Source organism: Niastella soli (genome assembly GCF_017742245.1).
Taxonomy (GTDB): domain Bacteria; phylum Bacteroidota; class Bacteroidia; order Chitinophagales; family Chitinophagaceae; genus Niastella; species Niastella soli.
This window is the reverse complement of the sequence record NZ_JAGHKO010000014.1, coordinates 451,793-477,328: the sequence shown is the minus strand read 5'-3', so window position 1 is coordinate 477,328 and position 25,536 is coordinate 451,793. Positions and strand designations below refer to the sequence as shown.

General features: G+C 45.3%; 15 protein-coding genes and 1 riboswitch. Of the genes, 12 read left to right on the top strand and 3 right to left on the bottom strand.

Going from position 1 to position 25,536, the window contains the following annotated elements; all coding sequences use genetic code 11:
- The coding region (locus tag J7I42_RS30805; RefSeq protein WP_209143550.1) for a hypothetical protein at positions 1-193 on the bottom strand (193 nt) is incomplete at its 3' end.
- On the opposite strand from J7I42_RS30805, the gene J7I42_RS30800 reads away from it, so the two are divergent.
- The 5 genes from J7I42_RS30800 to J7I42_RS30780 all read left to right on the top strand — a co-directional run bounded on the left by J7I42_RS30800 (position 165) and on the right by J7I42_RS30780 (position 8,514).
- Complete coding sequence (locus J7I42_RS30800) at positions 165-1,430, top strand: glycoside hydrolase family 71/99-like protein (RefSeq protein ID WP_209143548.1); 1,266 nt, start codon at positions 165-167, stop codon at positions 1,428-1,430. The genes J7I42_RS30805 and J7I42_RS30800 overlap by 29 nt on opposite strands.
- A gap of 490 nt (positions 1,431-1,920) precedes the next feature.
- Positions 1,921-3,111, top strand: coding sequence for a winged helix-turn-helix domain-containing protein (locus tag J7I42_RS30795; RefSeq protein WP_209143546.1), 1,191 nt, complete (start codon positions 1,921-1,923; stop codon positions 3,109-3,111).
- A 54-nt stretch (positions 3,112-3,165) separates the two neighbouring features.
- The gene (locus J7I42_RS30790) at positions 3,166-4,734 is read left to right on the top strand and encodes a purple acid phosphatase family protein (RefSeq protein WP_209143544.1); all 1,569 of its coding nucleotides are present in this window, start codon (positions 3,166-3,168) and stop codon (positions 4,732-4,734) included.
- A 371-nt stretch (positions 4,735-5,105) separates the two neighbouring features.
- Positions 5,106-5,318: riboswitch (cobalamin riboswitch) on the top strand.
- A 109-nt stretch (positions 5,319-5,427) separates the two neighbouring features.
- On the top strand, positions 5,428-7,434 hold the full coding sequence (locus J7I42_RS30785) for a TonB-dependent receptor plug domain-containing protein (protein ID WP_209143542.1): 2,007 nt from the start codon (positions 5,428-5,430) through the stop codon (positions 7,432-7,434).
- A gap of 9 nt (positions 7,435-7,443) precedes the next feature.
- Positions 7,444-8,514: a DUF5074 domain-containing protein gene (locus J7I42_RS30780; protein WP_209143541.1), complete on the top strand. Its 1,071-nt coding sequence runs from the start codon at positions 7,444-7,446 to the stop codon at positions 8,512-8,514.
- Positions 8,515-8,653: 139 nt separating this feature from the next.
- On the opposite strand, the gene J7I42_RS30775 is transcribed toward J7I42_RS30780, so the two are convergent.
- Both J7I42_RS30775 and J7I42_RS30770 read right to left on the bottom strand, forming a co-directional pair.
- Positions 8,654-9,391 (bottom strand): LytR/AlgR family response regulator transcription factor, encoded by a 738-nt coding sequence (locus J7I42_RS30775; protein ID WP_209143539.1) that lies wholly within the window; start codon positions 9,389-9,391, stop codon positions 8,654-8,656.
- On the bottom strand, positions 9,388-10,494 hold the full coding sequence (locus J7I42_RS30770; RefSeq protein ID WP_209143536.1) for a sensor histidine kinase: 1,107 nt from the start codon (positions 10,492-10,494) through the stop codon (positions 9,388-9,390). Before J7I42_RS30770 ends, J7I42_RS30775 begins: the two co-directional genes overlap by 4 nt.
- Before the next feature lie 436 nt (positions 10,495-10,930).
- On the opposite strand from J7I42_RS30770, the gene J7I42_RS30765 reads away from it, so the two are divergent.
- From J7I42_RS30765 to J7I42_RS30735, 7 genes are all read left to right on the top strand, one after another.
- Complete coding sequence (locus J7I42_RS30765) at positions 10,931-14,107, top strand: SusC/RagA family TonB-linked outer membrane protein (RefSeq protein WP_209143534.1); 3,177 nt, start codon at positions 10,931-10,933, stop codon at positions 14,105-14,107.
- 18 nt (positions 14,108-14,125) lie between these two features.
- The gene (locus tag J7I42_RS30760) at positions 14,126-15,511 is read left to right on the top strand and encodes a RagB/SusD family nutrient uptake outer membrane protein (protein ID WP_209143532.1); all 1,386 of its coding nucleotides are present in this window, start codon (positions 14,126-14,128) and stop codon (positions 15,509-15,511) included.
- A 63-nt stretch (positions 15,512-15,574) separates the two neighbouring features.
- The gene (locus tag J7I42_RS30755; RefSeq protein WP_209143530.1) at positions 15,575-18,754 is read left to right on the top strand and encodes a SusC/RagA family TonB-linked outer membrane protein; all 3,180 of its coding nucleotides are present in this window, start codon (positions 15,575-15,577) and stop codon (positions 18,752-18,754) included.
- Between the two features lie 11 nt (positions 18,755-18,765).
- Complete coding sequence (locus tag J7I42_RS30750) at positions 18,766-20,286, top strand: RagB/SusD family nutrient uptake outer membrane protein (RefSeq protein ID WP_209143527.1); 1,521 nt, start codon at positions 18,766-18,768, stop codon at positions 20,284-20,286.
- A 19-nt stretch (positions 20,287-20,305) separates the two neighbouring features.
- Positions 20,306-21,085 (top strand): DUF4843 domain-containing protein, encoded by a 780-nt coding sequence (locus J7I42_RS30745; RefSeq protein WP_209143525.1) that lies wholly within the window; start codon positions 20,306-20,308, stop codon positions 21,083-21,085.
- A 58-nt stretch (positions 21,086-21,143) separates the two neighbouring features.
- Positions 21,144-22,811 carry a PKD-like family lipoprotein gene (locus J7I42_RS30740; protein ID WP_209143523.1) on the top strand — a complete coding sequence of 556 codons (1,668 nt, stop codon included), beginning with the start codon at positions 21,144-21,146 and terminating at the stop codon, positions 22,809-22,811.
- Positions 22,812-23,034: 223 nt separating this feature from the next.
- Positions 23,035-25,527, top strand: coding sequence for a zinc-dependent metalloprotease (locus tag J7I42_RS30735; RefSeq protein ID WP_209143521.1), 2,493 nt, complete (start codon positions 23,035-23,037; stop codon positions 25,525-25,527).
- The last annotated feature ends 9 nt before the right edge of the window (positions 25,528-25,536 follow it).

Here is a 25,536-nt window from a genome sequence, read left to right as displayed (position 1 = left end):
GTCTGCCGTCTGCCGTCTGCCGTTTGCCGTCTGCCGTCTGCCGTCTGCCGTCTGCCGTTTGCCGTCTGCCGTCTGCCGTCTGCCGTTTGCCGTCTGCCGTCTGCCGTTTGCCGTTTGCCTTCTGCCCTTTCACCATTGCCCATTCAGGACAAAAAAACATACTTATGTTGCCAAAGCAAATAATATTACTCATAGCCATTTTTTATATAGTTGCCGCACATGCGCAACCAAAGCATAGTAACAATTCAGGCTTCCCTTCCTACAAAGGACTGGTAATGGCCGGTTATCAGGGCTGGTTCAATGCACCGGATGATGGCGCAAACAGAGGTTGGTTCCATTATGCCAATCGCGGTAAGTTTCAGCCGGGTGATTGTAAAATAGATTGCTGGCCCGATGTTACAGAATATCCGAATACCTATAAAACGCCCTTTCTACATGCTGATAGCAGCGCCGCGTATGTTTTCAGTTCCTTCGATGCCAGCAGCGTTGACCTGCATTTTAAATGGATGCAGCAATATGGGGTGGATGGCGTTTTTGTACAACGCTTTGTGACCAATTTAAAAAGCCCCCATAGCCTGCATCATAACAATACGGTATTAAGCAATGCCCTGAATGCGGCGCAGCAATACCACCGCGCCCTGGCCGTGATGTACGATTTTTCCGGGATGAGACCCGGTGATGAGGAAATAGTTATCAATGACTGGAAACGACTGGTTGACAGTCTGCGGCTTACCACAAGGGGAAACAATCAAAACTATTTATACCACAACGGTAAACCTTTGGTGGCTTTATGGGGTGTTGGGTTTAACGATCACCGGGCATATGGGTTAAAAGAAGTAGAGAAGATAGTAGACTTTTTAAAGACCGACAAAGAATATGGCGGCTGTTCCATTCTGTTAGGCGTGCCCGGTTACTGGCGCGACCTGGGCCGGGACACCGAGAAAGATTCGGCACTATTTGATGTGTTGAAAAAAGCAGACATCATTCATCCCTGGCTGGTAGGGCGGTATAATGAGGAGTCATACGCCGCCTTTTTGCCACGCATCAAAGCCGATATAGCCTGGTGTAAACAGCACCACGTTGATTATGTACCCACAGTCTTTCCCGGGTTCAGCTGGCATAACATGTATGAGAAAAGTCCTATGGACCAGATCCCACGTAACCGGGGCCGGTTTTACTGGAAACAAATTGTTGGCGCCATTCAGAGCGGTGCCGGCATGTTGTATATAGCCATGTTTGATGAGGTAGATGAAGGCACCGCTATCTTTAAAATAGCAAAAGACCCACCCGTAGGGCTCAGCCATTTTGTATCGTTTGAAAAGGAGATACCTAACGATTATTATTTATATCTCACGGGGCAGGCGGCCAAGATGCTTCGTAAGCAAATGCCGTTGCAGGTAACCGTACCGGTCTTAAAAAGCACAAAATAGTTTTGGTCAAATAGGTCAATCTGCAGTTAATAGCGGGTGTCTTCCACGTAATTGGGGGCACCCCTTTTCATTTACCTCCTCTGATTTATAGGCTGTTCTCTATCCAAACCAGTCAGATTCACTCCAGATATACTGAAACAAGCCATTTCCCTATTAAAACTCGCACTGAACCCGCACTAAACCCGCACTGAACCCCCATATACAGTGCGGGTTTGGTGGTATAAGTAATGGCGCTTGCAGGGACCCGTATAGGCTATTCTCAGGACATCACAAGGCCCTCACAGGGACTTAACAGGAACTCACAGGAGCTCACAGGAACCTCACAGGAACCTCACAGGGACCTCACAGGGACCTCACAGGGACCTCACAGGGGAAAGTCCCTGTTATGTCCGGATTAGCTCCCTGCCAGCCACCTGGGGATTTGGCTGAAGCCTTTCTCTGGACCGTTTACTTTTGATACCTCCTCTTTTATTAACTTTATCGCCTACGTATGAACCAGATCAGTCTTACCAAAGCAGAAGCCAGGAAAATTATTTTACATGCAGCCGGACTGGCCAAACGTGCCCAGTTTGGAAAAGGGCGCGAGGCCGTTTACAAACTCATCGACCATTTGGGGTATGTTCAGCTCGATACCAACTATGTGGTGGAACGGGCGCATCACCATGCTATTTACGCCCGGGTGCCCGACTATAAACCGGAATGGCTGGAAGAGCTGCAGCACGATGGCCGGGTATTCGAATACTTCACCTGTGATGCAGGCTACATGCCTATGCATGATTATCGTTTTTCATTACCCATCAAGGAAAGCTTTGCAAAAAGATATCATATGGAGCAGCCCGAGATCAATTTAATGAATCAGGTGCTGGATAGGGTAGGCCGCGATGGGCCGCTGGGTGTAAAGGATTTTGATAACGACCGCCAGGTGGCCAGTTCTGGCTGGTGGGATTGGCGCCCTTCCAAGGTGGCGCTAGAACGTTTATATATGACCGGTCAACTAATGGTGACCCGTAAAAAAGACTTCCATAAACTGTACGACCTGCCGCGGAATATTATTCCGGTAGACACTGATTCCAACAAACCAACACCAGAAGAGTTTGCCAGGCATGTAATAAGACGTTGTCTGCAAAGCATGGGCATTGCCTATGCCAAAGAAATGGCCTGGCGTGCGCGGTATGTAAAAGATAACCTGGTAAAAAAGGAAATGGAGAAAATGGTAGCGGAAAAAGAGCTCTTGCAGGTGGCGATTGAAGGATTGAAAGGGCCGCTGTATATGCTGCCTGCTTATAAAAGCAAAAAGATCACGTTGGCCGGGGATGCTTTTATCCTGTCACCATTCGACTCGGTAAATGTATTCCGGCATCGCTTAAAAGACTTCTTCGACTTCGATTACCAGATAGAATGTTTTGTGCCCGCACCCAAACGGAAATATGGTTATTTCTCCCTGCCTGTATTGATAGGCGATACCTTTGTCGCCCGCATGGATGCAAAGGCCGATCGCAAACAAAATGAATTGCTCATTCATAATCTGCATTTCGAGTCAGTGAAGCTGACAAAGGACATGATCGAAAACTTCGTTGATGCGTTGAAGGCTTTTGCCAAATTCAACCAATGTCATGAAATAGTGATCAAAAAGTCGAACAACAAGGCGTATTTAAAAGCCATAAAGGACGGGTTAATATAAGCGTAACATACGATTTGTTTCTTTGCGGCTATTTGTAACAAATCAATAGTTCAATTGAAAAGGAAATTAATAACCGGAATGGCTTTGATCGGGTTGATAGTGCCGTTCATCAGCAACGCCCAACGAAAACCTGATGTACAGGCGCACCTGATCCGCGGGCCTTATTTACAGGTAGCAACCAGCAATAGTATAGTTATTCGCTGGCGTACCGATGCATTGACCAGAAGCGTGGTAAACTATGGCGCCAAAGAAAATGAACTGACCACGTTGGCGGAAGAGCCAACGCTCACCTTTGAACACAAGGTTACAGTAACTGGTCTTACCCCGCGTACAAAATACTATTACGCCATTGGTGGCGGCCCGGGCGATACGCTGCAAAAAGGGGGCGACAATTATTTTGTGACCCTGCCCGTGCCTGGCACCGAAGGCAGTTATCGCATTGGCGTTTTTGGCGATTGCGGCAACAACTCCGTAAACCAGCGGTCCGTGCGGGATCAGGTGATAAAATACCTGGCCGATAAACCAATGGACGCCTGGATCCTCTTGGGTGATAATGCCTATAACTCAGGACAGGACCCGGAGTTTCAGGAGAAATTCTTCAATATTTATAAGGATATCCTGCTGAAGAAATATCCATTATTTCCCGCGCCTGGCAACCATGACTACAATGATGTTTACCAGTATAAAGCAACGGCGCAGGCTACCCATGATATTGCCTATTACCAGAACTTCTCCATGCCTACAAAAGGGGAGAGTGGGGGCGTAGCTTCCGGTACCCAGGCCTTTTATTCTTTTGATATTGGTAACGTGCATTTCCTATCCATCGATTCCTATGGTAAAGAAGATAAAGAAACCCGGTTATATGATACGTTGGGCGCCCAGGTGCAATGGATCAAAAAAGACCTGGAAGCATTTCATAATACCAAAAGAGGGTGGGTAGTAGCGTACTGGCACCATCCGCCGTATACCATGGGTTCCCACAATTCCGATCATGAAGACGAGCTGGTAAAGATCAGGGAGAACTTTATTCGCATTCTGGAACGCTATGGGGTTGACCTCATCGTTTGCGGCCACAGCCATTTGTATGAAAGATCACGGCTGATGAACGGTCATTATGGAATGGAGGCTACCTTCAATGCTACCCGGCATAACCTCAGTTCTTCTTCCGCTTTGTATGATGGCAGTGAGAACAGCTGTCCCTATATAAAAGATTCAGCCAATAAAGGGACTGTATACGTAGTGACCGGTTCTGCCGGCGCTATGGGCACCCGGCAGCCTACTTATCCCCACGACGCTATGTATTATTCTTACAATGAACTGGGCGGCGCTTCCATGATAGAAGTAAACGAGAACCGGCTTGAGTTGAAATGGATCTGTTCGGACGGACAGATCAGGGACCATTTTGTAATGATGAAAGATGTGAACAGGACGCAGGTGATCACCATCAAAAAAGGGGAGAATGCTACACTGACTGCCTCTTTCATCGGAACTTACAAATGGAATAAAAGCAAAGAGGCCACCAGGTCTATTATCATAAAACCAACCGCTTCTAAAACGGTCTATGAAGTGATCGATCCCTATACGTGTTTGAAGGACAGGTTTGAGGTGCGGGTTGTTAAGTAAAATATAGAGACCTGTAAGGTGCGCCATTTGAGCTTGCAATATCAGAGGGTATATGCGCTCCTGACAGGTCGTTCTTAAAATGAAACGAATCAGACCTGTCAGGTCTAATACATCAGTCTGACTATGCAAGACCCAATGATAGACCTTACAGGTCTTGTACACTTCAATAATGGCGCCCCGCTACAGCGGGGTGCATTATTGAAACTCAATAACTCATAAACTAATAAACCGGAATTTTCTCATCAACTTGCCTTTCCTGATCAACTGATCAACTCCTACTTCCTACCTCTTACTTCATAAAGTTTAAAAGAAGAAGTCACTTATTTTAAAGAGGCCCTTTTCATAATCCGCCACATATTCAATAATTCCCCTACCTTCGCGCCGTTATCGGTTCTTTCCCGGCCTGGCCGGGAGGGATTAAAAGGGAACCCGGTGCAATTCCGGGGCTGTCCCGCAGCTGTAAGTTTCGTGGATCATGTAAGATTCACAAGTGTTCAATCTACAGCCACTTTCCGATGTATCGGGAGGGAAGGTGTTGAACAAATGAAACGAGCCAGAAGACCTGCCGTAACCAACTTATTTATCGGCTTTCGTGGAAGAAGCTGGTAGAAACAATCAACAGACCCTTGTTGTCTTCTCGCTTATTGTTTTTACTGTTTGTTCCATTGCCGGTGTTGCCAAAATTACAAGCAATTGAAGACTGCTTTTATTACATATGCACTCCTGGTGTTGGTACTGATGTCGCCTGTGGCGCTTTTGGCGCAACATAAAGACAGTGTAAAGACTTTGGAAAAAGTGACTGTCGGTTCGCAGAGGAAGAAACCAACTTTCACTGCTATTACTCCTGCCCAGTCGTTAAACCGTCAAACGCTTCAACAGATCAATGCGCCCTCGGTGGGTGATGCGGCCCGTTTCTTCTCCGGTGTACTGGTAAAAGATTATGGTGGGGCGGGGGGCTTAAAAACCGTTTCGGTAAGGAGCCTGGGCGCTCAACAGACCGGTGTTACGTATGATGGTATTGCCGCATCGGATGCGCAAAGCGGGCAGATAGACCTGAGTAAGTATTCGGTGACTTTTGTGCAAAGCATCGATCTGCAACAGGCTAACGCGCAAAGCCTGCTGCAACCGGCCCGGGGCTATGCGGCTGCTGCTGTATTGTCCATTAATACGCTTTCTTTTTCAACCGAAGCCCTGCAGCATACTCGCTGGCAGGCGGGGTTAAAAGCCGGCTCTTTTGGGTTATGGCAGCCTGCAGCGGGCATGAACCTGGTGCTGCCCAAACAAATGGCCATCGGCGTAAATGCAGAGGCCCTGGTCTCAAAAGGGAATTATCCTTATTACATAGACAACGGTTCTTCCTCCCTGCATACCAAACGCGAGAATGGTGAGATGCGCTCGTTTCAGGGTGAGGTGAACCTGTTGAAACAATTTAAAGACAGTGCTACCTGGCAGGTGAAGTTGTCGGGCTATAACAGCAGCCGGGGATTACCGGGGGTAGTAGTTTTTTATAACGAGCGGTCGGTACAACACTTGTGGAACAGTGATTATTATGTACAAAGCCGGTACCGCAAATTCTTTAATAAGAACACTACGGGCTTACTGGTATCAGCAAAAGCCAGCCGGAGTTATACCAAATACACCGATCCCGATTATTTGAACAATGCAGGCGGGCTCGATAACCGGTATACGCAATATGAATATTATCTAAGTGCAGCGCTTAGTCAGCAGATAAAGGAGCGGCTGACGCTCTCAGCGGCTTCAGATGCGGCGTATTCAAAGCTGAATTCAAATATGTCCGATTTTGCTTATCCTGCCCGTAAAAGCTTTTGGAATAGCCTGGCTGTCAATTATACGCGTCCGCTATGGCAGATAAATGGTTCGGGACTGCTTACTACAATCAATGATCAGGTGAAGACCGGGGCGGAGGCCAATACCATCAGTAAGCTAACGCCCGCTGTGGCATTCAGTGGAAAATTATCGGCTAACAGCCCGTTCATGCTCCGCCTATTCTATAAGCATGTCTTTCGGATGCCCACTTTCAACGACCTGTATTACCGCGTCATAGGAAATGTGTCGCTGCAGCCTGAATATGCGCGTCAGTACAACGTTGGGCTGGTGTATTGTACTTCATTTAAAGGCGCCATAAAACATTTTAGCATCAGTGCAGATGGGTACTACAATTCAATAAAAGACAAGATCGTTGCCATCCCCAATAAAAATCTCTTTGTATGGACGATGTTGAACCTGGGTAAAGTAAACATCAAGGGAATAGACGTTACTGCGGAAGCAGATGGCGCGCTCAGCAAACAGGTAGCCTGGTCCTCCCGTATAGCCTATACCTTTCAGCATGCGCTGGATGTTACCGATCCTTCTACCGTTACCTATAAGAATAGGATCCCTTATACACCCGATCATTCGGGTTCTGCACTGCTCAGTTTTAATTACCGCCACTGGACAACCGGCTACAGTCTGCTGTTTTCAGGCACCCGGTATGTATTGGGGGAGAACAATCCTTATAACCAGCTCGATGGCTGGGGCATCCACGATGTGTTTGTTAGCCGGCAAATAAACATCAAACAATATGGCCTGCAGATCAAGGGCGAGTTGAATAACGTTACCGATGAAAAATATGATGTAGTGCGGTATTTCCCTATGCCGGGCAGGTCTTGGAAAATAAGTTTGTTAATTAATAATTTATAATTCACCAACATGAATCAGAACAGGATCATTTTGTTATTAACCCTTTTTGTAGCTGGTTTGTCCTCTTGTAAAAAAGATAAGGATGATACCGCGGCGCCAAAAGTTACCAACGGCTTGTATATTTTGAGCGAGGGATTGTATGGTAATAACAATAGCATGCTTACCTATTATAACACCAGCACTGGCACTGCCACTACCGACTTTTATGCCAAAGCGAATGGCGGCAGCGGCATTGGTGATACCGGTAACGACATCCTGCTTTATGGCAGTAAAATGTATATTGTGGTGAATGTATCGAGTGTACTTACCATTGCCGATGCCCGCACCGGGGAAAGAATTAAGAACATACCGTTAAAGGATGCTAACGGTAAAGGCCGTCAGCCGCGGTATGTAACAAGCTATAAAAACAAAATACTGGTGTCTACCTGGGATGGGTTTGTTTCTGTGATAGATACCACCAGCCTGGCCATTGAAAAGGATATTGCAGTTGGTTCTAATCCTGAACAAATGGTGGTGGTTGGCGATAAATTATATGTGGCCAATTCCGGCGGCAATGGCGCGGTACAGGATTCAACCGTTTCTGTGGTAAGCCTTAGCTTTATGACCGAGGTGAAGAAAATAACGGTGTCCATTAATCCCAATTCATTGACGGCCGATGACTCAGGTAATTTGTATGTGGTTTGTCAAAAGAATTTCAGTGGTACTGCAAAAAACAGGTTGGTGAAAATAAACACCTATACCAATACGGTGGTGAAAGTTGCCGATACTGCGGTTGGTCGTATTAAATACTATAACGGTGCCCTGTATGCTACCGGTGGCTATTACGGCTCTGCTTATATCCGTAAATTAAGTACCACCGATTTTTCACAGGAGAGCGCCAACTTTGTTACCGATGGTACTTTCATGACGGAACCATATGGTATCAATGTTGATCCGGAGAATGGGGATGTGTACGTAACGGATGCAAAGGACTATTTGACTTCCGGCGAAGTATTTTGTTTTGATAATACCGGTAAAAAGAAATTTTCTATTAATGTGTCGCCGGCTCTTAACCCCAATACAGTGGTGTTTATAAAATAATTGAAATTAAAAGGACATGCACCAAATTGTTGGTGCATGCCTTTATGCTGCTGTATGAGATCTGCAAAGTAAGTACCCGGGAAAGTTATTGAATGCTGCTGAAAATTAGCTCCCCCACTGCCTAATGCCTATTGCCTTTTTAAGGCTTCCTCGTCTCCAATAATTTAAAAAACTGTTCCTGGTAAGTAATACCAATAGGGATAATGCGGTCTTTAATAGTGATCTCCTGGCGTTCGATGGAGGTGATCTTGTCGAGCGCAATGATGTAACTTTTATGCACCCTTACAAAACGGTTGGGTGGCAATATTTCTTCCAGCTGTTTCATTACCTGCAGGGTAATAATGCGCTGGGTCTTGGTTTGAATGGAAACATAGTTTTTTAGTCCTTCGATGTATAAGATATCATCCAACTCCACCCTGATCATCTTGGTTTCCACTTTTACGAAAATGTAACCGCCCGTAGCCGGGAATACCTCTTTAGGTTGTTCCGCCTTTTGGCCTGGGTTTTTGAGGTTATAGGCTTTCTCGACCGCCTTATAAAATCGTTCAAAAGCAATGGGTTTTATGATATAATCGACCACATTGTGTTCAAACCCATCAATGGCGTATTCGTTATAAGCGGAAGTTACAATTACCTGCGCCCTGTTTTGCAGCAGTTGCATAAACTGCACGCCATTTAACTGGGGCATTTGAATATCAAGAAAAATGAGATCAACCGGTTTACTGTTGAAGCTAAGTAATGCCTCCATGGGGTTATTGAACGTGCCTGCCAGTTGTAAAAAAGGCACTTTACTGATATGATTGACCAGTAATTGTATGGCCAGCGGCTCATCGTCGATTACCATGCATTGTAACATAGTGGCAGCATTTTCGTTCATAAAGGTAATTGTATTTTTACTTTATACGTTTCCCCGTTTTGAGTTTCGCTAAAGGTAAACTGGTTGCCATAAATTAGTGACAACCGTTTCTTTACATTTGGCACCCCAATGCCGCCCACTTTATCCTTTAAGTGATTGTTTTTGAAGTTTTCCAGGCAAAAATGCAGTTGCTGGTCTGTTACATTTAACCGTAAAGTCACCGGGTTACCCGGGTCGTTCAATACGCCATGTTTGAAAGCATTCTCTACTAATGGAAAAAGGAGCAGGGGCGCAATTTGTTTGTTCCGGATCTCGCCCTCTATCGAAAAGTTGAAATAGATCCTTTCAAAATGGCGCATTTTTTCCAGGTCGATATAGCTGTTGATATGCCGGATCTCTTTCTCCAGTGGTACTTTATTGTGTTCATCTGCTTTTTCATACAACATATAGCGCAGCAAATCCGATAATTTCAGAATACTGCCTCCTGTTAACTTGCTATTCTCAATCACTGATAAGGAATAAATGTTGTTCAGCGCATTGAACAAAAAGTGTGGGTTTACCTGCATTTGCAGGTAACTCAGTTCGGCCCGTAGTTTCTGGTTTTCCAGTTCGCGCCGGTTCTTTTCCTGCAGGTACCAGGCTAGGGCCGAGCGGTAGGCAATGGCAACTATCACAATGGAAAATGTATAGTAGAAATTTGTCTGGAAATAGATCCGGAAACGGTAGCTGAATAATCCCAATGGGGATTGTGTTTCTTTGAGCCAGCGCTGTCTGAAGAAGGCAGGTAATTGGGATGTATTTTGGAGCGCCTGTTCAGTCCAATAATTGGTTAGCCAGAACTTCCCATAGGTAAACAGCACTACCAATCCCAGGCAGATAATGCTCAGCCAGAGCCATCTTAATTTTTGGATGCCAATCCTGTCAATCAAAAAGAAAGCGACCAGGTAAAAAAGAATGAAGTTGATAGAACTCATCACGAGATAGTCGTGGGCAAAAACAGTCCAGTTTATTTTTGACGCATTTAATAAAACAGGAAGATAGGTGAGTGCATATAGTAATATCCACGTTACCCAATGGGCAAGCAATACAGGCAATGGCCTTCTGGAAAAAAGAGGTGGAGTCAATGGCTCAATATTGAAAAGTAAACTAATCAAAATTCAATAAATAGGATACGATTGGCAGTAAACTATTAAAATATTGATCCTTATTAAATTATAATGGATATGCAATCGGTTTCGCAGTACGAATTCATTGTTTTGATTGACGAAAACTCGTCCATTCTATTCGGATATTGGTCAGCCATAATATCCTGTTTGTTGAACAATCCCCCGCTCCCAGCCAAAGTCGGTTAATTTAACGGTTCTGAAATTGGTAATTCTTTAACATTTAAAGTGCCAAAAAAGTACTAACAGTTACCAGTAAGTTAATTTGATCACGACCTTATAACAGAGGTATAGTAATACAAACGGAATTATTTATCAGACAGGCTCTTCTTACTGTACTCGTGAGGTAGAATAGGTAAAATAAGTAAAACAGTATACCAAAACCTATAACTCGTTAATGAAAAAAACGAAGCTTCTCTTTGCAATTGGCGCTGTGCTCCTTTGCATTGGCCATACCGCTCGGGCCGGGGAAAATCATGTTTCCCAGGTGATCAAGCGCGACAGTATCCCTTTCAAAAACTATCCCAGAATTCAGGTGTATGTAAAAGACCTTTCGTCCGACACGGCCTTGCCCAAAGCGCTGGTGATGGTGGGGAAACGCAGGTTTTATACCAATGATGAGGGCTATGTAGTCATTGACGATGTGAACAAGAACGGAATGCTCAATGTGTCGAAGATTGGCTATTTGTCGCAAGATAAAAAGGTAGAGCCTACTATTGTCATTCGTCTTACCAAACAGGAAAGGGATGTGGCGTTGGTGGATTTTACGAATGGTTTGTACCAGCGCCCGCTGGAACATACTGCTGCTGCCTATACTGTAATAGATGGTGCCGAAATAAGAAAGGTGAATGCCATCAGCTTTATAAATGTGCTGAGGTATTTTGCACCTTCATTCATAGTAGATGAAGATAATAATGCCGGCAGCGATCCCAACACACCGCCAGCTGTGAAGATCCGGGGCGCCAATAATTTCCCGGCAAAAACTACCATTCCTGCCCATCCCGGTGTATCCAATACCAATGTACAATTGAATCCTTCAACCGGTGATTTTGTTGCCAGTAATGTTTATAATCCCAATCAGCCTGTAGTGCTGTTAAACGGGGTACAGGTAGCCTTGCAAAGCGTGTTGGACCTTGATGTCAACCGCATTGAAAGGATCGTAGTGCTAAAGGATGCTGCTGCCACGGCTGCTTATGGCGCCAGGGGTGGTAATGGCGTACTGCTCATTCAAACCCTGCGGCCAAAACCAGGTATGATGAACGTTACCTATTCAGGACAAATGACGATCGCTTCACCTGATGTGTCTTCTTATCATTTACCAGATGCAGCCGGAAAGTTGAACCTGGATGCAGCGGCAGGTTTATACACGGGCAACGACCCACAATACCAAAACCGGCTGAAACAGGCTGGTGACGGAGTAAATACAAACTGGTTGAAAGTACCTACCCGTACGGCTATGGGGCAACGTCACTATTTATCGCTGGAAGGCGGTGACAATGACATTGCCTATGGTGCGGATGCATCTTATAATGATATGGAGGGGGTAATGAAAGGGTCTAACCGTAAAAATATCAATATCGGCGGTTTTTTGAATGTGCACGTAGGTAACGTGTTTTTAACGAACTACCTGGCAGTGACCAAATCAACCAGCGCCAATTCACCATATGGAACGTTTTCTGATTATGCAAAGCAAAATGCTTTCTGGGACCCCATAGACCCGGTTACACATGAGTATAGAAAAACATTGGAATTGCAACTTCCCGACTCGTTCCGTTATTTCAATCCAGCCTGGAATGGTGGGCTCTCTACCACCAGTACAAATGACTATACCAGAATAAGTGATGTGTTGTCTGGTATCTGGAATGTGGGTTATGGTTTTAAGCTGAATGGCCGTATAGGTATTAGCAAACAGTCTGATGAAGTCAATTTCTTTTTACCGCCCAGCCACATAGCATTTGCCAATTTTTCTGTTGATAGTTTTTTCAAACGGGGAACCTATACCCAGATCGCGAGTGAGTTCATGAGTGTAGACGGAAACCTGAACCTGGATTATACTAAAAAGATCAACCGGCATCAGTTTTATGTTACTACCGGTATAATGGCCCAGCAAACAAACAGCCAGTCGGCTGGAATAGACCTGGCCGGTTTTACCAGTGATAAATTGTCGGACCTTGCCTTTGGGAATGCTTATGCCAATACGCGGCCTGCCGCTGGTAAGATCAAAACACGGTTGCTCAGCACCTTTGGTAACCTGGCCTATAGTTATGATGACCGGTATCTACTGGAAGGTACCCTTAATACCGATCAGAGTTCCCAATTCAGTAAAAATAACCAGCGTGTGATGCATTGGTCAGCAGGTGCCAGCTGGAACCTGCACAGGGAACGGTTTTTTCAGCCAAATGCGATCCTGAGCAGTTTGCGTATATACGGAAGCGTAGGAACTACCGGTAACCTGTTTTACCAGAGTTACCTGGGTAAAACCACCTTTAATTATTTAACCGGCAGGCAATACCTCACTACCGGCGCCAGCGGTGGTCTTTCAACCCGTGATGTAGGTATTGGTACTTATTTAACCGGCTTTGGCAATGAAAACCTGAAAGCGCCTGAAACGCAACAGCAAAATGCAGGGTTGGATGTAAGTCTTTTGCAAAACCGCATCGGCTTAACTGTAAATGCTTATCGCAATACAACTACTAACCTGGTGCTGCCAGTTGCTTCGCCTGCTTATACCGGTTTCCAGGATTTTAACTATTACGATAATGGTGCGGCCATCGAGAATAAAGGCCTGGAATTCGATCTGAATGTGCATGTTATTCGCGATCTCAGGAAAAAAATCTTATGGTCGGTGAGGGTGAATGGTATCCATAATGAAAACCGGGTGACCGCTCTTAATGATTATCTGCAAACAGTAACGGTTAATAATGATGCTGCTGCCATAGACCAAACCCAACCGCAAGCCCGCTATGTGACCGGCGAATCGCTGACCGGGATCTGGGCCGTTCAATCGCTGGGTATTGACGCTGCTACGGGTAAAGAAAAATTCCTGAAGGCTGATGGTACCGAGACCTTCACCTGGGATGCAGCCGATAAAATATTGGCCGGTGATTATGCCCCCAAATGGCAGGGATCATTCGGTACTTCTGTAACTGTAAAGAACTGGAGCGCCGATTTCTATTGCTTCTATCAGTATGGTGCTTCTTATTATAATCAAACGCTGGCCGACAAAATAGAAAACGCCGACCTTAAATATAACGTAGATAGCCGGGCCCTTGATAACCGCTGGAGCCAGCCGGGTGACAATGCCCTGTACAAAGCCCTTTCGGTAAATGGTTTAAAAGCCGATCCAACGTATGTAACAACCCGATTTGTTGAAAAGAACAATTATATCAGCAATGCAGTGGTTGCAGTAAGGTATACGCTGCCAAAATCAATTCAGAACAAGATCCGCTCAAAAAATACCGTGATAGGACTGGCTGGTAACAACCTGTTCCGCTCAGGTGGCATGACCGCTGAAAGAGGGATCTATTATCCTTTCAACCGCACGTATACTTTTTCATTGACAACCTCATTCTAACTGTTCAAACAAATTGATATGTATAAAGGGAAAAATATAGTAATCATTCTTTTTGTAATAATAGTAACCGGGGGAGCTGCCTGTAAGAAATGGGTGGATGTGGATGCTCCTTTACAGGTGAATGAAAAAACTGTTTTTAACAACGAGCAGGGGTTTCGTGATGTGCTGAATGGGGTGTACCTGAAAATGGGTGATTCAACCCTGTATGGCCGCGCGTTGTCATATGGTTTGGTGTCACTCTTAGGTAGAAGTTATGATACCATACCTGCCACCGCTAAAAATCTTTTTACCCAGGGCGTTCAGTATAATTTCCAGGACCCTGAAGTGAAGGCGGTTATGGCCAATATCTGGAAGGGCATGTATCAGTGCATTGCCAATTTGAATTATGCACTCAGCAATGCAGAAAGTAAAAGGGAGGTGTTTTCTTCTGAAAGTAGTTATAATGCTATTAAAGGGGAAGCCCTTGGATTGCGCGCTTTTCTGTATTTTGACCTTGTTCGCCTGTTTGCGCCTGCACCCGTTGTAGATGCCAACAGTGCAACGATACCGTACATTACCCAACTGAGCCATTATGGCTCGGAAGCATTACCAACCAGTGCGGTGATCGATTCCTGTATAGATAATTTGAATACGGCGTTAACGCTGCTTCCTGTGGGAGATGTTACCGGTTCATCCCTGACCAATTATGGCGTTCAGGGGTTACTGGCCCGTATTTATTTATACAAAGGCGATCTGGTAAATGCCCGGACATATGCCATGCAGCTCATCAATAGCAAAGCAATTCCGTTATATATCACCAATCCCACTTTGAGTACTAGTGGCGATTTTATTTTTCAGAAAGAACAATTATTCTCATTGAATGCCAACCAGAACCTGCTCCGCAGTTATCTCAAGTACATGTTGGGTGGTACCTCGCCAATTGGTTTGAATCCGGCAAGCCAGACTGCCTTGTTTGTAACCGGCGGGGGAAGTGCCAATGACTGGCGAAAAACATTTGTTGATTCAGTGGGTGGCACAAAAGGGAGCCTCAAAATTCCTACGAAGTTAACGGGCAACACGCAGTATTATAACAACTTCCATGTATTGCCCCTGATCAGGATCACTGAAATGTATTACATCGCAGCCGAATGCGCCAACACCTCACAGGACTCGGCGACCACAATTGCTTTAATGGATACGGTACGGAGGCATCGCGGTCTTCTCAATTATACCATTACACCAACGTCGGGGGTGACAAGAGATAGCCTTAGTAAAGAGATAGCCAAAGAATATCAGAAAGAGTTTTTAGGTGAAGGCCAGGCGTTCTATTATTTTAAACGGAAGAACACTCCTTTTAATAAACTGCCATACCCTAAACTGCCAGTGGTGCCCGGCGCATCCTATGTATTTATAAAACCGGAATAACCCAATGGTTAAATGAAAATGATTGAATCCACTATGAACGATTTTAAAAATAAACTAACTGGTATGCGACCAAAATATAACCTGGTAAGAACGGGCCTGGTATGGCTGGTTTTAATGATGGTGGGCGCGGCCGCTATTGCCCAGCAAAAGACCATTGAAGTGATAAAAGGTACGGTAAAGACCGAAGATGGCGCTTTGTTGGGCGGCGCCTCGGTGAGTGTGCCAGGTACTGCGATTTCCGTTAATACCAAAAGAGACGGCTTCTTTGAATTGCACAATGTGCCGGAAGGAGCCATGATCAGGGTTACGTTTGTAAGTTTTAATACCTACGAAGTAAAATTAAAGCCCGGTCAAACCTCGCTCAATATTACCATGACGGTGCCTAATACCCTGATGGATCAGGTAACGGTGAACGTTGGTTTGTATAAAAGACCCCAGGGAAATTTTACCGGCGCTGCCAGGGCCCTCACCGGCGAGGAATTGAAAACCGTTAACCCAACCAACGTATTAAAAGCCATCGCTGCCCTGGACCCTTCTGTGCGGATTGCTGAAAACAATGCACTGGGTAGCGATCCCAATAATTTGCCAAACCTCCAGATCAGAGGACAAAATAATTTACCGGTCAATTTGCAGAATGGAAGTGCTTCTGGTGTTACCAGTACGGCCGTTTCCAACGGTGATATTATGTCGGGATACCTGCAAAACCCTAACCAGCCACTGATCGTTCTGGATGGTTTTCAAACTACGTTGCAGACCATCTATGATATGGATATTAACCGTATTGCCTCTGTTACTATTTTGAAAGATGCGGCGGCTACTACCGCTTACGGTTCAAAAGCTGCCAATGGAGTAATAGTTATAGAAACCAAAGCTCCGGTTCAGGGGAAAACGCAGGTAAGTTATGCGGTAAATTTTAATTTGCAGGCGCCTGACCTTTCTTCCTATAATCTGCTCGATGCCGAAGGCATCCTGGAAGCACAGCGACTGTCAGGGATCTATACCGATAAGGCCAACCAGTACAGGGATGTAGCGTTGCACCAATGGTACGATTACCGCCTGCAACAGGTCCGCAGCGGTGTAAATACCTATTGGCTGAACAAACCGGTACGTACCGGCCTGGGCACCAACCATAGTTTAACCTTAAGCGGTGGTAGCAAATTCACCCGTTACACGCTTAGTCTTAACTATAATAACAGTGTGGGGGTAATGAAGGGCTCTGAACGTAAGGTGTTTGGGTTGAATAACCAGATCATCTATTCAAAAAACAAGATCCGCTTTATAAATAACACAAATGTAAATTACGGTAAGGGAAATAACTCCCCCTGGGGTACTTTTAATGAGTATGCGAGCCAGTTCCCTTTTTTCAAGGCTTACGATTCTACAGGTAATTTTGCAAAAATGCTGGAACCTGCCAATACACAGGTGGGGATTGGGACCGCTCTTCAGGGCGCGCCTTTTACCAATGCGGCTTATAATGCACTCCTGAACGTTATAGACTATTCGTATTACTACTCGCTTGGTAACAGATCTGCTTTTGAATGGACGATCGCTAACGGGCTGCGGATGAGTACCTCTTTGAGTATAAACATGAACCTGCCGGGCGCTGAACAATTTTTCCCGCCAGACCATACCAGCTTTGCAAAATCAAATGGGTCCACGGGATTTATAGATCTGGGCTCTTATTCACAAACCCGCGGCAGTAACAATGTGGTAGATGGCCGTTGGAATATGGACTATAATAAGAAAATAGGCGACCACAGTTTTATTGCCTCTGCAGGTGTTACTTTACAATCTACCAATACCAGTGCCACAACAGTAAAAGTGACCGGTATTCCGTATGATAATATGACCGAACTGGGGTTTGCCAATGGATATGGACAAGCCACAAGGCCCGGTTCCAATAAAGCCACTACCAGAACGCTTTCATCCTACTTAAGCGTAAGCTATAATTACCTGAACCGGTATACGTTGGAAGTTACCGGCAACGCCAGCGGTTCTTCACAGTTTGGGTCCAATAATCGCCTGGCGCCTTTCTGGGCAGTCGGTGGTTCATGGGCAGTAGACCGGGAACCATTTTTCCCTAAAAACCCTGTTATTCAGCAATTGAAGGTAAGGGCCACTACCGGTATTGCCGGTAACCAGAACTTTGCCGCTTCCATGGGGCAATCTGTTTATCTGTACAATTTAACTAACAACTACCGGCTGCAGCTGGGTGCTACTGTAAACGGCTATGCAAACCCTGATCTGAAATGGCAACAAACACTCAAGAACAACCTGGGTATAACTGCGGTCCTGTTCAATGGTAAAATCAATGTAGGGGTTGAGATCTATGATGAAAGAACGAACAACCTTATTTTGCCGCTTGAGATTGCTCCTTCTACAGGCTTTGTAAATTATCAGAACAACCTGGGGGCTACAAAAACCACCGGATATGAGGTAAATATAAATGCGCCCATTATTCGTAACAAGGCACAGAATATTTACTGGTCGGTATTTGGTAATGTGGGCCATACCAGCACCGTGGTTACCCGCTTATCACCAGCAATCGAGTTGATCAACAAAGCCAATAATAAAAATACCAGTGACGATGCCAAATTGCAGAGTGCTCCATTACCCCGCTATGAAACAGGACAGTCGTTGAGTAGGATTTGGGTGGTGAAGTCGTTGGGTATAGATCCTGCCACCGGAAAAGAGGTATATGAAAAGCGTGATGGCAGCCAGACCTTTACCTGGGACCCCGCCGATAAAAGACCAATGGGTGACGTTACCCCTTTGCTTAAAGGGATGTTTGGTACCAATGTTATTTTTAAAGGGTTCTTCATTAACCTTAATTGTGCTTTCCAGTATGGTAGTCAGCTGTATAACCAGACCCTGGTTGACAAGGTAGAGAATGTAAACCTTAACAACACCAATGCCGATAAGCGGGTGTTAAATGACAGATGGAAACAACCTGGCGACAGAGCTTCCTTCAAGGCCCTCACTATTGATGGCTCAGCATATAACCAGATTACCAAGTCAACCTCCCGGTTCTTACAGGACGATAACTATATAGCAGCGAGCAGTGTGAGCGTGGGATATACTTTCCCGGCTGGCCTGGGTTGGGTAAAAAGACTTCATTTGTCAACACCAAGACTGGCTATTACCCAGAACGATGCTTTCCGTTTTGCAACCATAAAAACAGAACGGGGAACAAGTTATCCTTTTGCACGCAGCTACAGTTTTGGATTATCAACTTCGTTTTAAAAGATATTTATATGACTATCAATAAAAAAAATAATCATACAAAAAACGGCTACCGGTATTTCAGGTCGCTGGTCATTCCGGCAGCGCTGGTGATGATAGGCGGGTTCACGGGTTGTAATAAATTCCTCGATGTTGCTCCAAAGGACAAAGTGCCGCAGTCAACACTGTTCACTACAGAACAGGGGTTTAAAGATGCCCTGACCGGAGTTTATGTGGGCATGGACAAAAACAGCACCGCCGGCGCCAGATTTGGATTGTATACCAATGACCTTACCATGGGGATGGTATCGGTTATGGGTGTAGATTATGACAATTTCAGTAACTCCACGGTGCAGGATGGGATAATAAATAATGTAGGTTATTATTATTATAACCAGAGTTCAGTAAAGCTTGAAATAGATGGTATCTGGGGCGGTTTGTATAATAACATCGCCAACCTGAATAATATCCTGACGGAGATAGAGGGGCGGAAGGACGTATTTACCGGGGATAGTTATAACCGCGTAAAAGGCGAAGCCCTGGCACTGCGGGCCCTGTTCCATTTTGACCTGGCCCGGTTGTTTGGCAAGTCGCCGGCAACGGGAATGAATGATAAGGCTATTCCTTATAATACAAAGTATGGAATTAATCCTTCATCATTTAACACGTTACAGGAGGTGCTGGACGCCTGTATCGGGGATTTAACTGCCGCTAAAGACCTCCTGGCTGAAACAGATACTTCGGCTGTGCTGAAGGGTGCGGAGGACCCTTTCCACGCTTACACCCAGAACCATTTAAATTATTGGGCTGTACAGGGGTTGATGGCGCGCGTTTATTTATACAAAGGCGACCTGGAAAATGCAGACAAATATGCGCGTGCGGTTATTGGTGCCGGTAAATTCAAGCTGATCACTTTCAATGTGGCCCTCAATACAGACAAGGACCGCACCTTTTCCCAGGAATTGTTGTTTGCATTGTATTCAAGCAGTGTGAAAGCCAATAATATCACTTTGTTCGGTTCGACAAAAGAAAAATTCCCATTAAACTTAGATCCTGAAACCAAAAGGAAGGCTCTTTACGTAGCTACCAGCGGCAGTGCTAACGACTACCGGTATACTTCATGGTTCGAGAATAATACGGCTACGCCGGCTGTTAACGTGCCCTGCAAATATTTTCAGGATGATGGAATGCCTTATTATTTACAGAATATGGTGCCCCTGATAAGGGTTTCCGAGATGTATTACATCGCGGCCGAATGCGCCAATCGCAAAAACGATATCACCACCAGCGTGAACTACCTGAATGAGGTCCGCCAGTCAAGGAGCGTGTATCCGTTGATTGCCGCCGGCATCACTAGCACCGACAGCGTATCCAACGAGATCATGCGGGAATACCAGAAAGAATTTATTCAGGAAGGCCAGACCTTCTTTTATTACAAACGCCTGAACAAAAACCTGCGGCAGGTTACCGGTACTACGGCGCCGGAAGCACAACTGGCTGGCGCTTATAACTGGCCTATACCTGATCAGGAAAAAGAGTACAATAATCCGTAACCTAAAAAATCATTACGGGATGAAAAAAATAATTATATCCATATTTACATTGACAGGCGTATTGTTATATAGCGCCTGCTCACCCAACAAACCGGCTCTTTTTGAGCAGAAGACCGGCATTTATTTTGGTGCTGCCAGTGATTCATTGAACTATTCTTTTGCCAAATATCCAAAGCGCACCACAGATACCCTGAAGATCCCGGTAAATGTATTAGGCGATCCCGCGGCAAGCGAAAAAACATTTACTGTCGAAGGCACCTTGCCTGCCGCCGGAACACCGGCCATTGAAGGGGTGCATTATAAATTGTTGAATCCCTATACCATGCCGGCTGGTAAGTTGACTACTACCATACCCGTGGTAATTTACCGGACCCCGGGCATGGATACTACTGTATTTTCATTTAACGTGAAGCTGCAACCCACGGAGGATTTTGAAACAGCTATGACTACAAAGGCCAGCTATACGATCAATCTGGCTTATTTGCAAAAACCAGCCAAATGGGGGGCATTAAACGAACAGGTTTACTGGGCTGGCAACGTATTGAACTTTGGCACCTGGACAAAAACAAAATACAAGCTCATCCTGGATGCCCTGTACGACCCGGTGAATGATACTACGGTTACGGAATTTCCTTTCGGATACGGTACCAATGCGCCGACGATTGCCGCTCAGTATCTGCAACTGGTAAAAAATTACATCACGATAAATTACCCTGGCAATGTTGGTCCTTCGGGGGCTAAGCTGACTGATCCTGATGCAAATAACCAGGTTATTCAGGTAGGAAAGGCCAATTACTAAATTCAAATAGGTTACAACAATGCAATATAAATTGATATCCAAAAAAACTCTTTTAACCATGTTGGTGGTTAGCGGCGCCATGCTGTTGGCATTGGCCGCCTGCAAACGGGACCTGGGGAACTATGATTATAATGATATTAATGTGCTTTCTATATACACCGATACGGTGAATGCCAACCGGTTGATGGTCATTAATAATGATTCAGTTGTTATAAAACAGGGCGATACCCTGACGGTGAAGGCGCTGCTGAACCAAACCATAGAGTCGGATGATGTTTCGTTTTCATGGATGGTAACGCAGAGAGGCACCGGGGGCAACCCGAGCCAATATGTGTTGGGTAATACCCAGCTATTGAATGCCAGGATCCTGGTTTCCCCAGGAGTTTACAACCTGGTTTGCAAAGCCACCGATAATAAGACCGGCGTGTCCTATTATAAAACATATGCGTTGAACGTGATTACCTCGCCCTGGGGCGATGAGGGCTGGTTGGTGTTACAGGAAGATCCAAATAAAGATTGCGACCTGTCTGTTATTACCACCCGCGATGGCGTAAAAAGAGGAGAAATCTACAATAATGTTTATTCGCTGGCCAATGGGCATAAACTGCCCTGGGGTACCAATAAAGTAAATGTATTGAACTACGTGTATTCAACTGTAGGTGCCCAAAAAGTCTCTTTCTTTTATCCCGGTGGCGGCACACAGGTACGGGGTACAGATTTTACCGACTCAAGCACTATCGTAAACTGGTTTTCAGTAAGTCCCAATCCCAATTTACAGGTAAATAAAGTGACAACTGGTGGGGCGTATGAATTTCTCATCAACGACGGCCTCCTGTATTATCGGATCCTGAGTATTGCCAACCTCAAAACGCCACCGATCTTATTTAGCCCCCCGATCCTGGGTACCTGGTCGCTGGCCCCATTTATTTTGGATGCCACACAATCCGGCGGATATGTTATTACCCTGTATGATCAAAAATATAAATCTTTCCTGGCATATAGCTTTAATCCAGTTGGGTTGTTATACAATACAACTGATTTACCCAACAAACATATGCCTGCCTTCGCCGGTAAAACTGACTCACTGCCAAATTTGTCCAGCGGATTTGATATGAATTATATTGGCCGCGACCTGTTGTTTGCTGATAATGTCACCTTTTTAGGAACAACCTCACCAACGACCTGGGATTGTTTTTTTAGAAATTCAACCAAAGATTCAAGCTTTGTTTACCAGGTGGGGGCATTTGGCGCAGGAGCTGCAAAAAATGACGCCAGCACCGGCAAATTTTACCTCGACCCTGCTAAGGTGCCAGGTATTAATACCGCTTCGATGTTTGCCGTTCCTACACATGTAACAAACAAAGACAAATTTTACTATGTAGGAAATACCGGGGGCAACGATTCCATTTATACCTGTTCCCTGCTAAACGGCGTCCGCTCATCGGCAACGGCTAACAGTCTTGGTTTCCCTGCAGGAACGGTTATCAAAGTCATGAAAGTGTTTAAAGCAGGTTATGTTATTCCTTCAGTAGTTGCTACCAATCCGGCAACGGAAAGTAAGGTGCTGGTGGTGGCTACCGATGAAACTGCCAGCGGAAATGGCAACAAAGTATACTTTTTTAATCTTGATGCAACAACCGGTGCAATCAGCACATCCCCATCACAGGTTTACACCGGTTTCAATAAAATTGTTGATCTGACATTCAAGAAAGCCTTGCTTCAGTGATTTGTGATTTATGTTTTTCCAGTTTCTTATGAGAGGCAATGCCCCAACCGTAGTGTTGGGGCATTCGTTTTATTGGACTGGTTTACAGAGGGAAACACTTGTCAATACACGCGTTTGTTTTGTCAGTTGTTTTATTGTATTCGTCCTGTTAGGCCCCGCGGCCGCTAAATGGTAACGTAAATTTAAGAGCTCAATTTTAAAATCGAATTATATATAAGCTACCATGAGGGTAAACAAACTTTTGGTTTCAGGCATACTGATGATGGGTTTAACCCCGGTTTTTGCGCAGGATACTGCCGCTGTAAAAAAGACAGAGACTGCAAAAATCAAATCCTACGCGGATCTTATCAACGCCAAAACGATCAGCAAATCGGGACTTTTCACCGTGCACAAGCAGGAGGATAAATATTTCTTTGAGATCCCCGATACTTTACTGAACCGGGAAATACTCTTTACCACCCGCCTGGTAAAAGTGCCTGCAGGCAGCCCCCGTTTTGGTGGTGAACTCGTAAACAGCATCATCGTTTCCTTCGAGAAAGCCACCGATACTAAATTGTATATGCGGGTGCCCACTATGGTGGCTGTTGCCGATTCCAGCGAAACCATTTCAAAGGCGGTCCACAATGCGTCGGTTAATCCCATTGTAATGGTAATGGACGTAAAGGCCCGTGGTAAGGAAAATAAAAGTTCACTGATAGAGGTGACCGATTTTATTTTAAAAGACAACAGTATAACCGGGTTCAGCCCGGAAGCCAAAAAAGGCATGTATGTATCAGCCTCAGCGGCTGACCGCTCGTTCATTGTTTCTGTAAACCCTTGCGAGCAAAATATTGAAATAAAAACGGTAAAAACGTTTAGCATGGGCGGTGGTGTAACCAGTGGCGGTGAAGGTGAGGGTGGAGGAGCCGCTTCTGCCAGCGTGGGCGTTACCATGGAATTAAGCACGTCTATCATGCTACTGCCAAAAACACCTATGACACCCCGTTATGCCGATCCGCGGGTAGGGTTTTATAAAGAAAATTATATAGTGTTTGCTGATGATCAGCAAAAGGTGGAAGAGCGCAACTTCATTGTAAGACAACGCCTGGAACCCAAAACCGAAGACCTGGAAAGATATAAAAGAGGTGAACTGGTAGAACCTGCCACCCCTATTGTGTATTATGTTGATCCTGCCACCCCAAAACAATGGGTGCCGTATATCATTGCAGGTGTTAACGACTGGAATGAAGCGTTTAAAGCGGCCGGTTTCAAAAACGCCATCACGGCTAAAGAATGGACGGGGAATGACAGTACCATGAGTTTGGAAGACGCCCGGTATAAGGTGATCCGTTATTTCCCTTCAGAACAAGCATTTTCTTATGCACCCCGGGTATACGATCCCCGCAGCGGTGAAATAGTACAAAGCTATATTGGCTGGTCGCATAACAAATTACAAAGCCTGCACGACTGGTATTTTATCCAGGCGGCCGCAACCGACCCCCGGGCCCGCAGCGTGAAATTCAGCAATGAATTGATGGGCTCCCTCATCCGTGCCGCTATTTGCCGTGAAGTAGGTACTTCCTTAGGCCTTCGCCCAAATCTGGCTGCCAGCAATGCCATGCCGACTGAAAAACTGCGCGATAAAAAATGGGTGGAAGCAAACGGGTTCTCCGCTTCCATCATGGACCTTATTCATTACAACTATGTAGCCCAACCTGGTGATAATATTTCACCCAACGGTCTTATTCCCCAAATTGGTGAATACGACAAATGGGCCATCAAATTTGGATATACCTATACCGGCATCAATGATTTTGAAGCAGAAAAAAAACAGGTGCAGCAATGGGTGCTTACAGCAAAGGGCGCCACAAACTCCCTGCAATACAGTACAGAATTAAGTCCAAACCCAAATGATCCCGCAGACCCCCGGGCACAAACCGAAGACCTGGGCAATGATCCCGTAAAAGCCAGTGAATATGGCCTGAAAAACCTGAAGATCGTTATGGCCAACCTGTTGGCCTGGACCAAAGAAGATATGGACATGTACGATAATGCCGCTGCTGCGTACGATAATGTTTGTGACTGGTACGGCATGCTTATCCGCCATGTATATTCGCAATTGGGCGGTGTTAGTGAAAACCTGAAATCGGTTGAACAAGCTGGCGATGTGTATACGCTGGTCCCAAAGGCCGCACAAAAACAGGCTGTCGCTTTTTTACAAAAAGAAGTGTTTCAAACCCCATCGTGGTTATTCGATGCTTCGGTGTTGAACAAGATCCGCAGACCGGTAAGAAAGGAAATGATCCAGCGAATACAGGAAAATGCCTTGTACTACTGCACTAATAGTACGCATTTGTACCGCATGACCATGGAAACCATGCGGTATGGTAAAGATAAAACCTATACGGTTGATGAATTGCTCACCGATATGACAGCCGGGTTATGGAGTGAATTACGTACAAACCCGGTGATCATAACGACCAGCCGCCGTTCAATGCAAAAAGCATTCATCGATCATTTGTTCGTGGTGCTTAAAGACGCTGGCAAAAAGCCTGAGCCCACTTCTACAATGCCTGATTTAACGAATACCGATATTCCGGCAGTAGTACGGATGCATTTAGAAAAAATTGCACAACAGTGTAAAGCTAACCTGCCATTCTGTACAGATGCTATGACGTTGGCACACCTGAAATATGTTTCAGAAAAGATCACCAGTATCCTGCATCCTAAAAATTAAACCGTACCC

Bases quoted from the DNA above. Each gene is read 5' to 3' on its own strand.
- J7I42_RS30760 (WP_209143532.1), top strand. From the start codon at position 14,126: ATGTATAAAGGGAAAAATATAGTAATCATTCTTTTTGTAATAATAGTA.
- J7I42_RS30750 (WP_209143527.1), top strand. From the start codon at position 18,766: ATGACTATCAATAAAAAAAATAATCATACAAAAAACGGCTACCGGTAT.
- J7I42_RS30795 (WP_209143546.1), top strand. From the start codon at position 1,921: ATGAACCAGATCAGTCTTACCAAAGCAGAAGCCAGGAAAATTATTTTA.
- J7I42_RS30735 (WP_209143521.1), top strand. From the start codon at position 23,035: ATGAGGGTAAACAAACTTTTGGTTTCAGGCATACTGATGATGGGTTTA.
- J7I42_RS30775 (WP_209143539.1), bottom strand. From the start codon at position 9,391: ATGAACGAAAATGCTGCCACTATGTTACAATGCATGGTAATCGACGAT.
- J7I42_RS30740 (WP_209143523.1), top strand. From the start codon at position 21,144: ATGTTGGTGGTTAGCGGCGCCATGCTGTTGGCATTGGCCGCCTGCAAA.
- J7I42_RS30765 (WP_209143534.1), top strand. From the start codon at position 10,931: ATGAAAAAAACGAAGCTTCTCTTTGCAATTGGCGCTGTGCTCCTTTGC.
- J7I42_RS30755 (WP_209143530.1), top strand. From the start codon at position 15,575: ATGCGACCAAAATATAACCTGGTAAGAACGGGCCTGGTATGGCTGGTT.
- J7I42_RS30800 (WP_209143548.1), top strand. From the start codon at position 165: ATGTTGCCAAAGCAAATAATATTACTCATAGCCATTTTTTATATAGTT.
- J7I42_RS30780 (WP_209143541.1), top strand. From the start codon at position 7,444: ATGAATCAGAACAGGATCATTTTGTTATTAACCCTTTTTGTAGCTGGT.
- J7I42_RS30745 (WP_209143525.1), top strand. From the start codon at position 20,306: ATGAAAAAAATAATTATATCCATATTTACATTGACAGGCGTATTGTTA.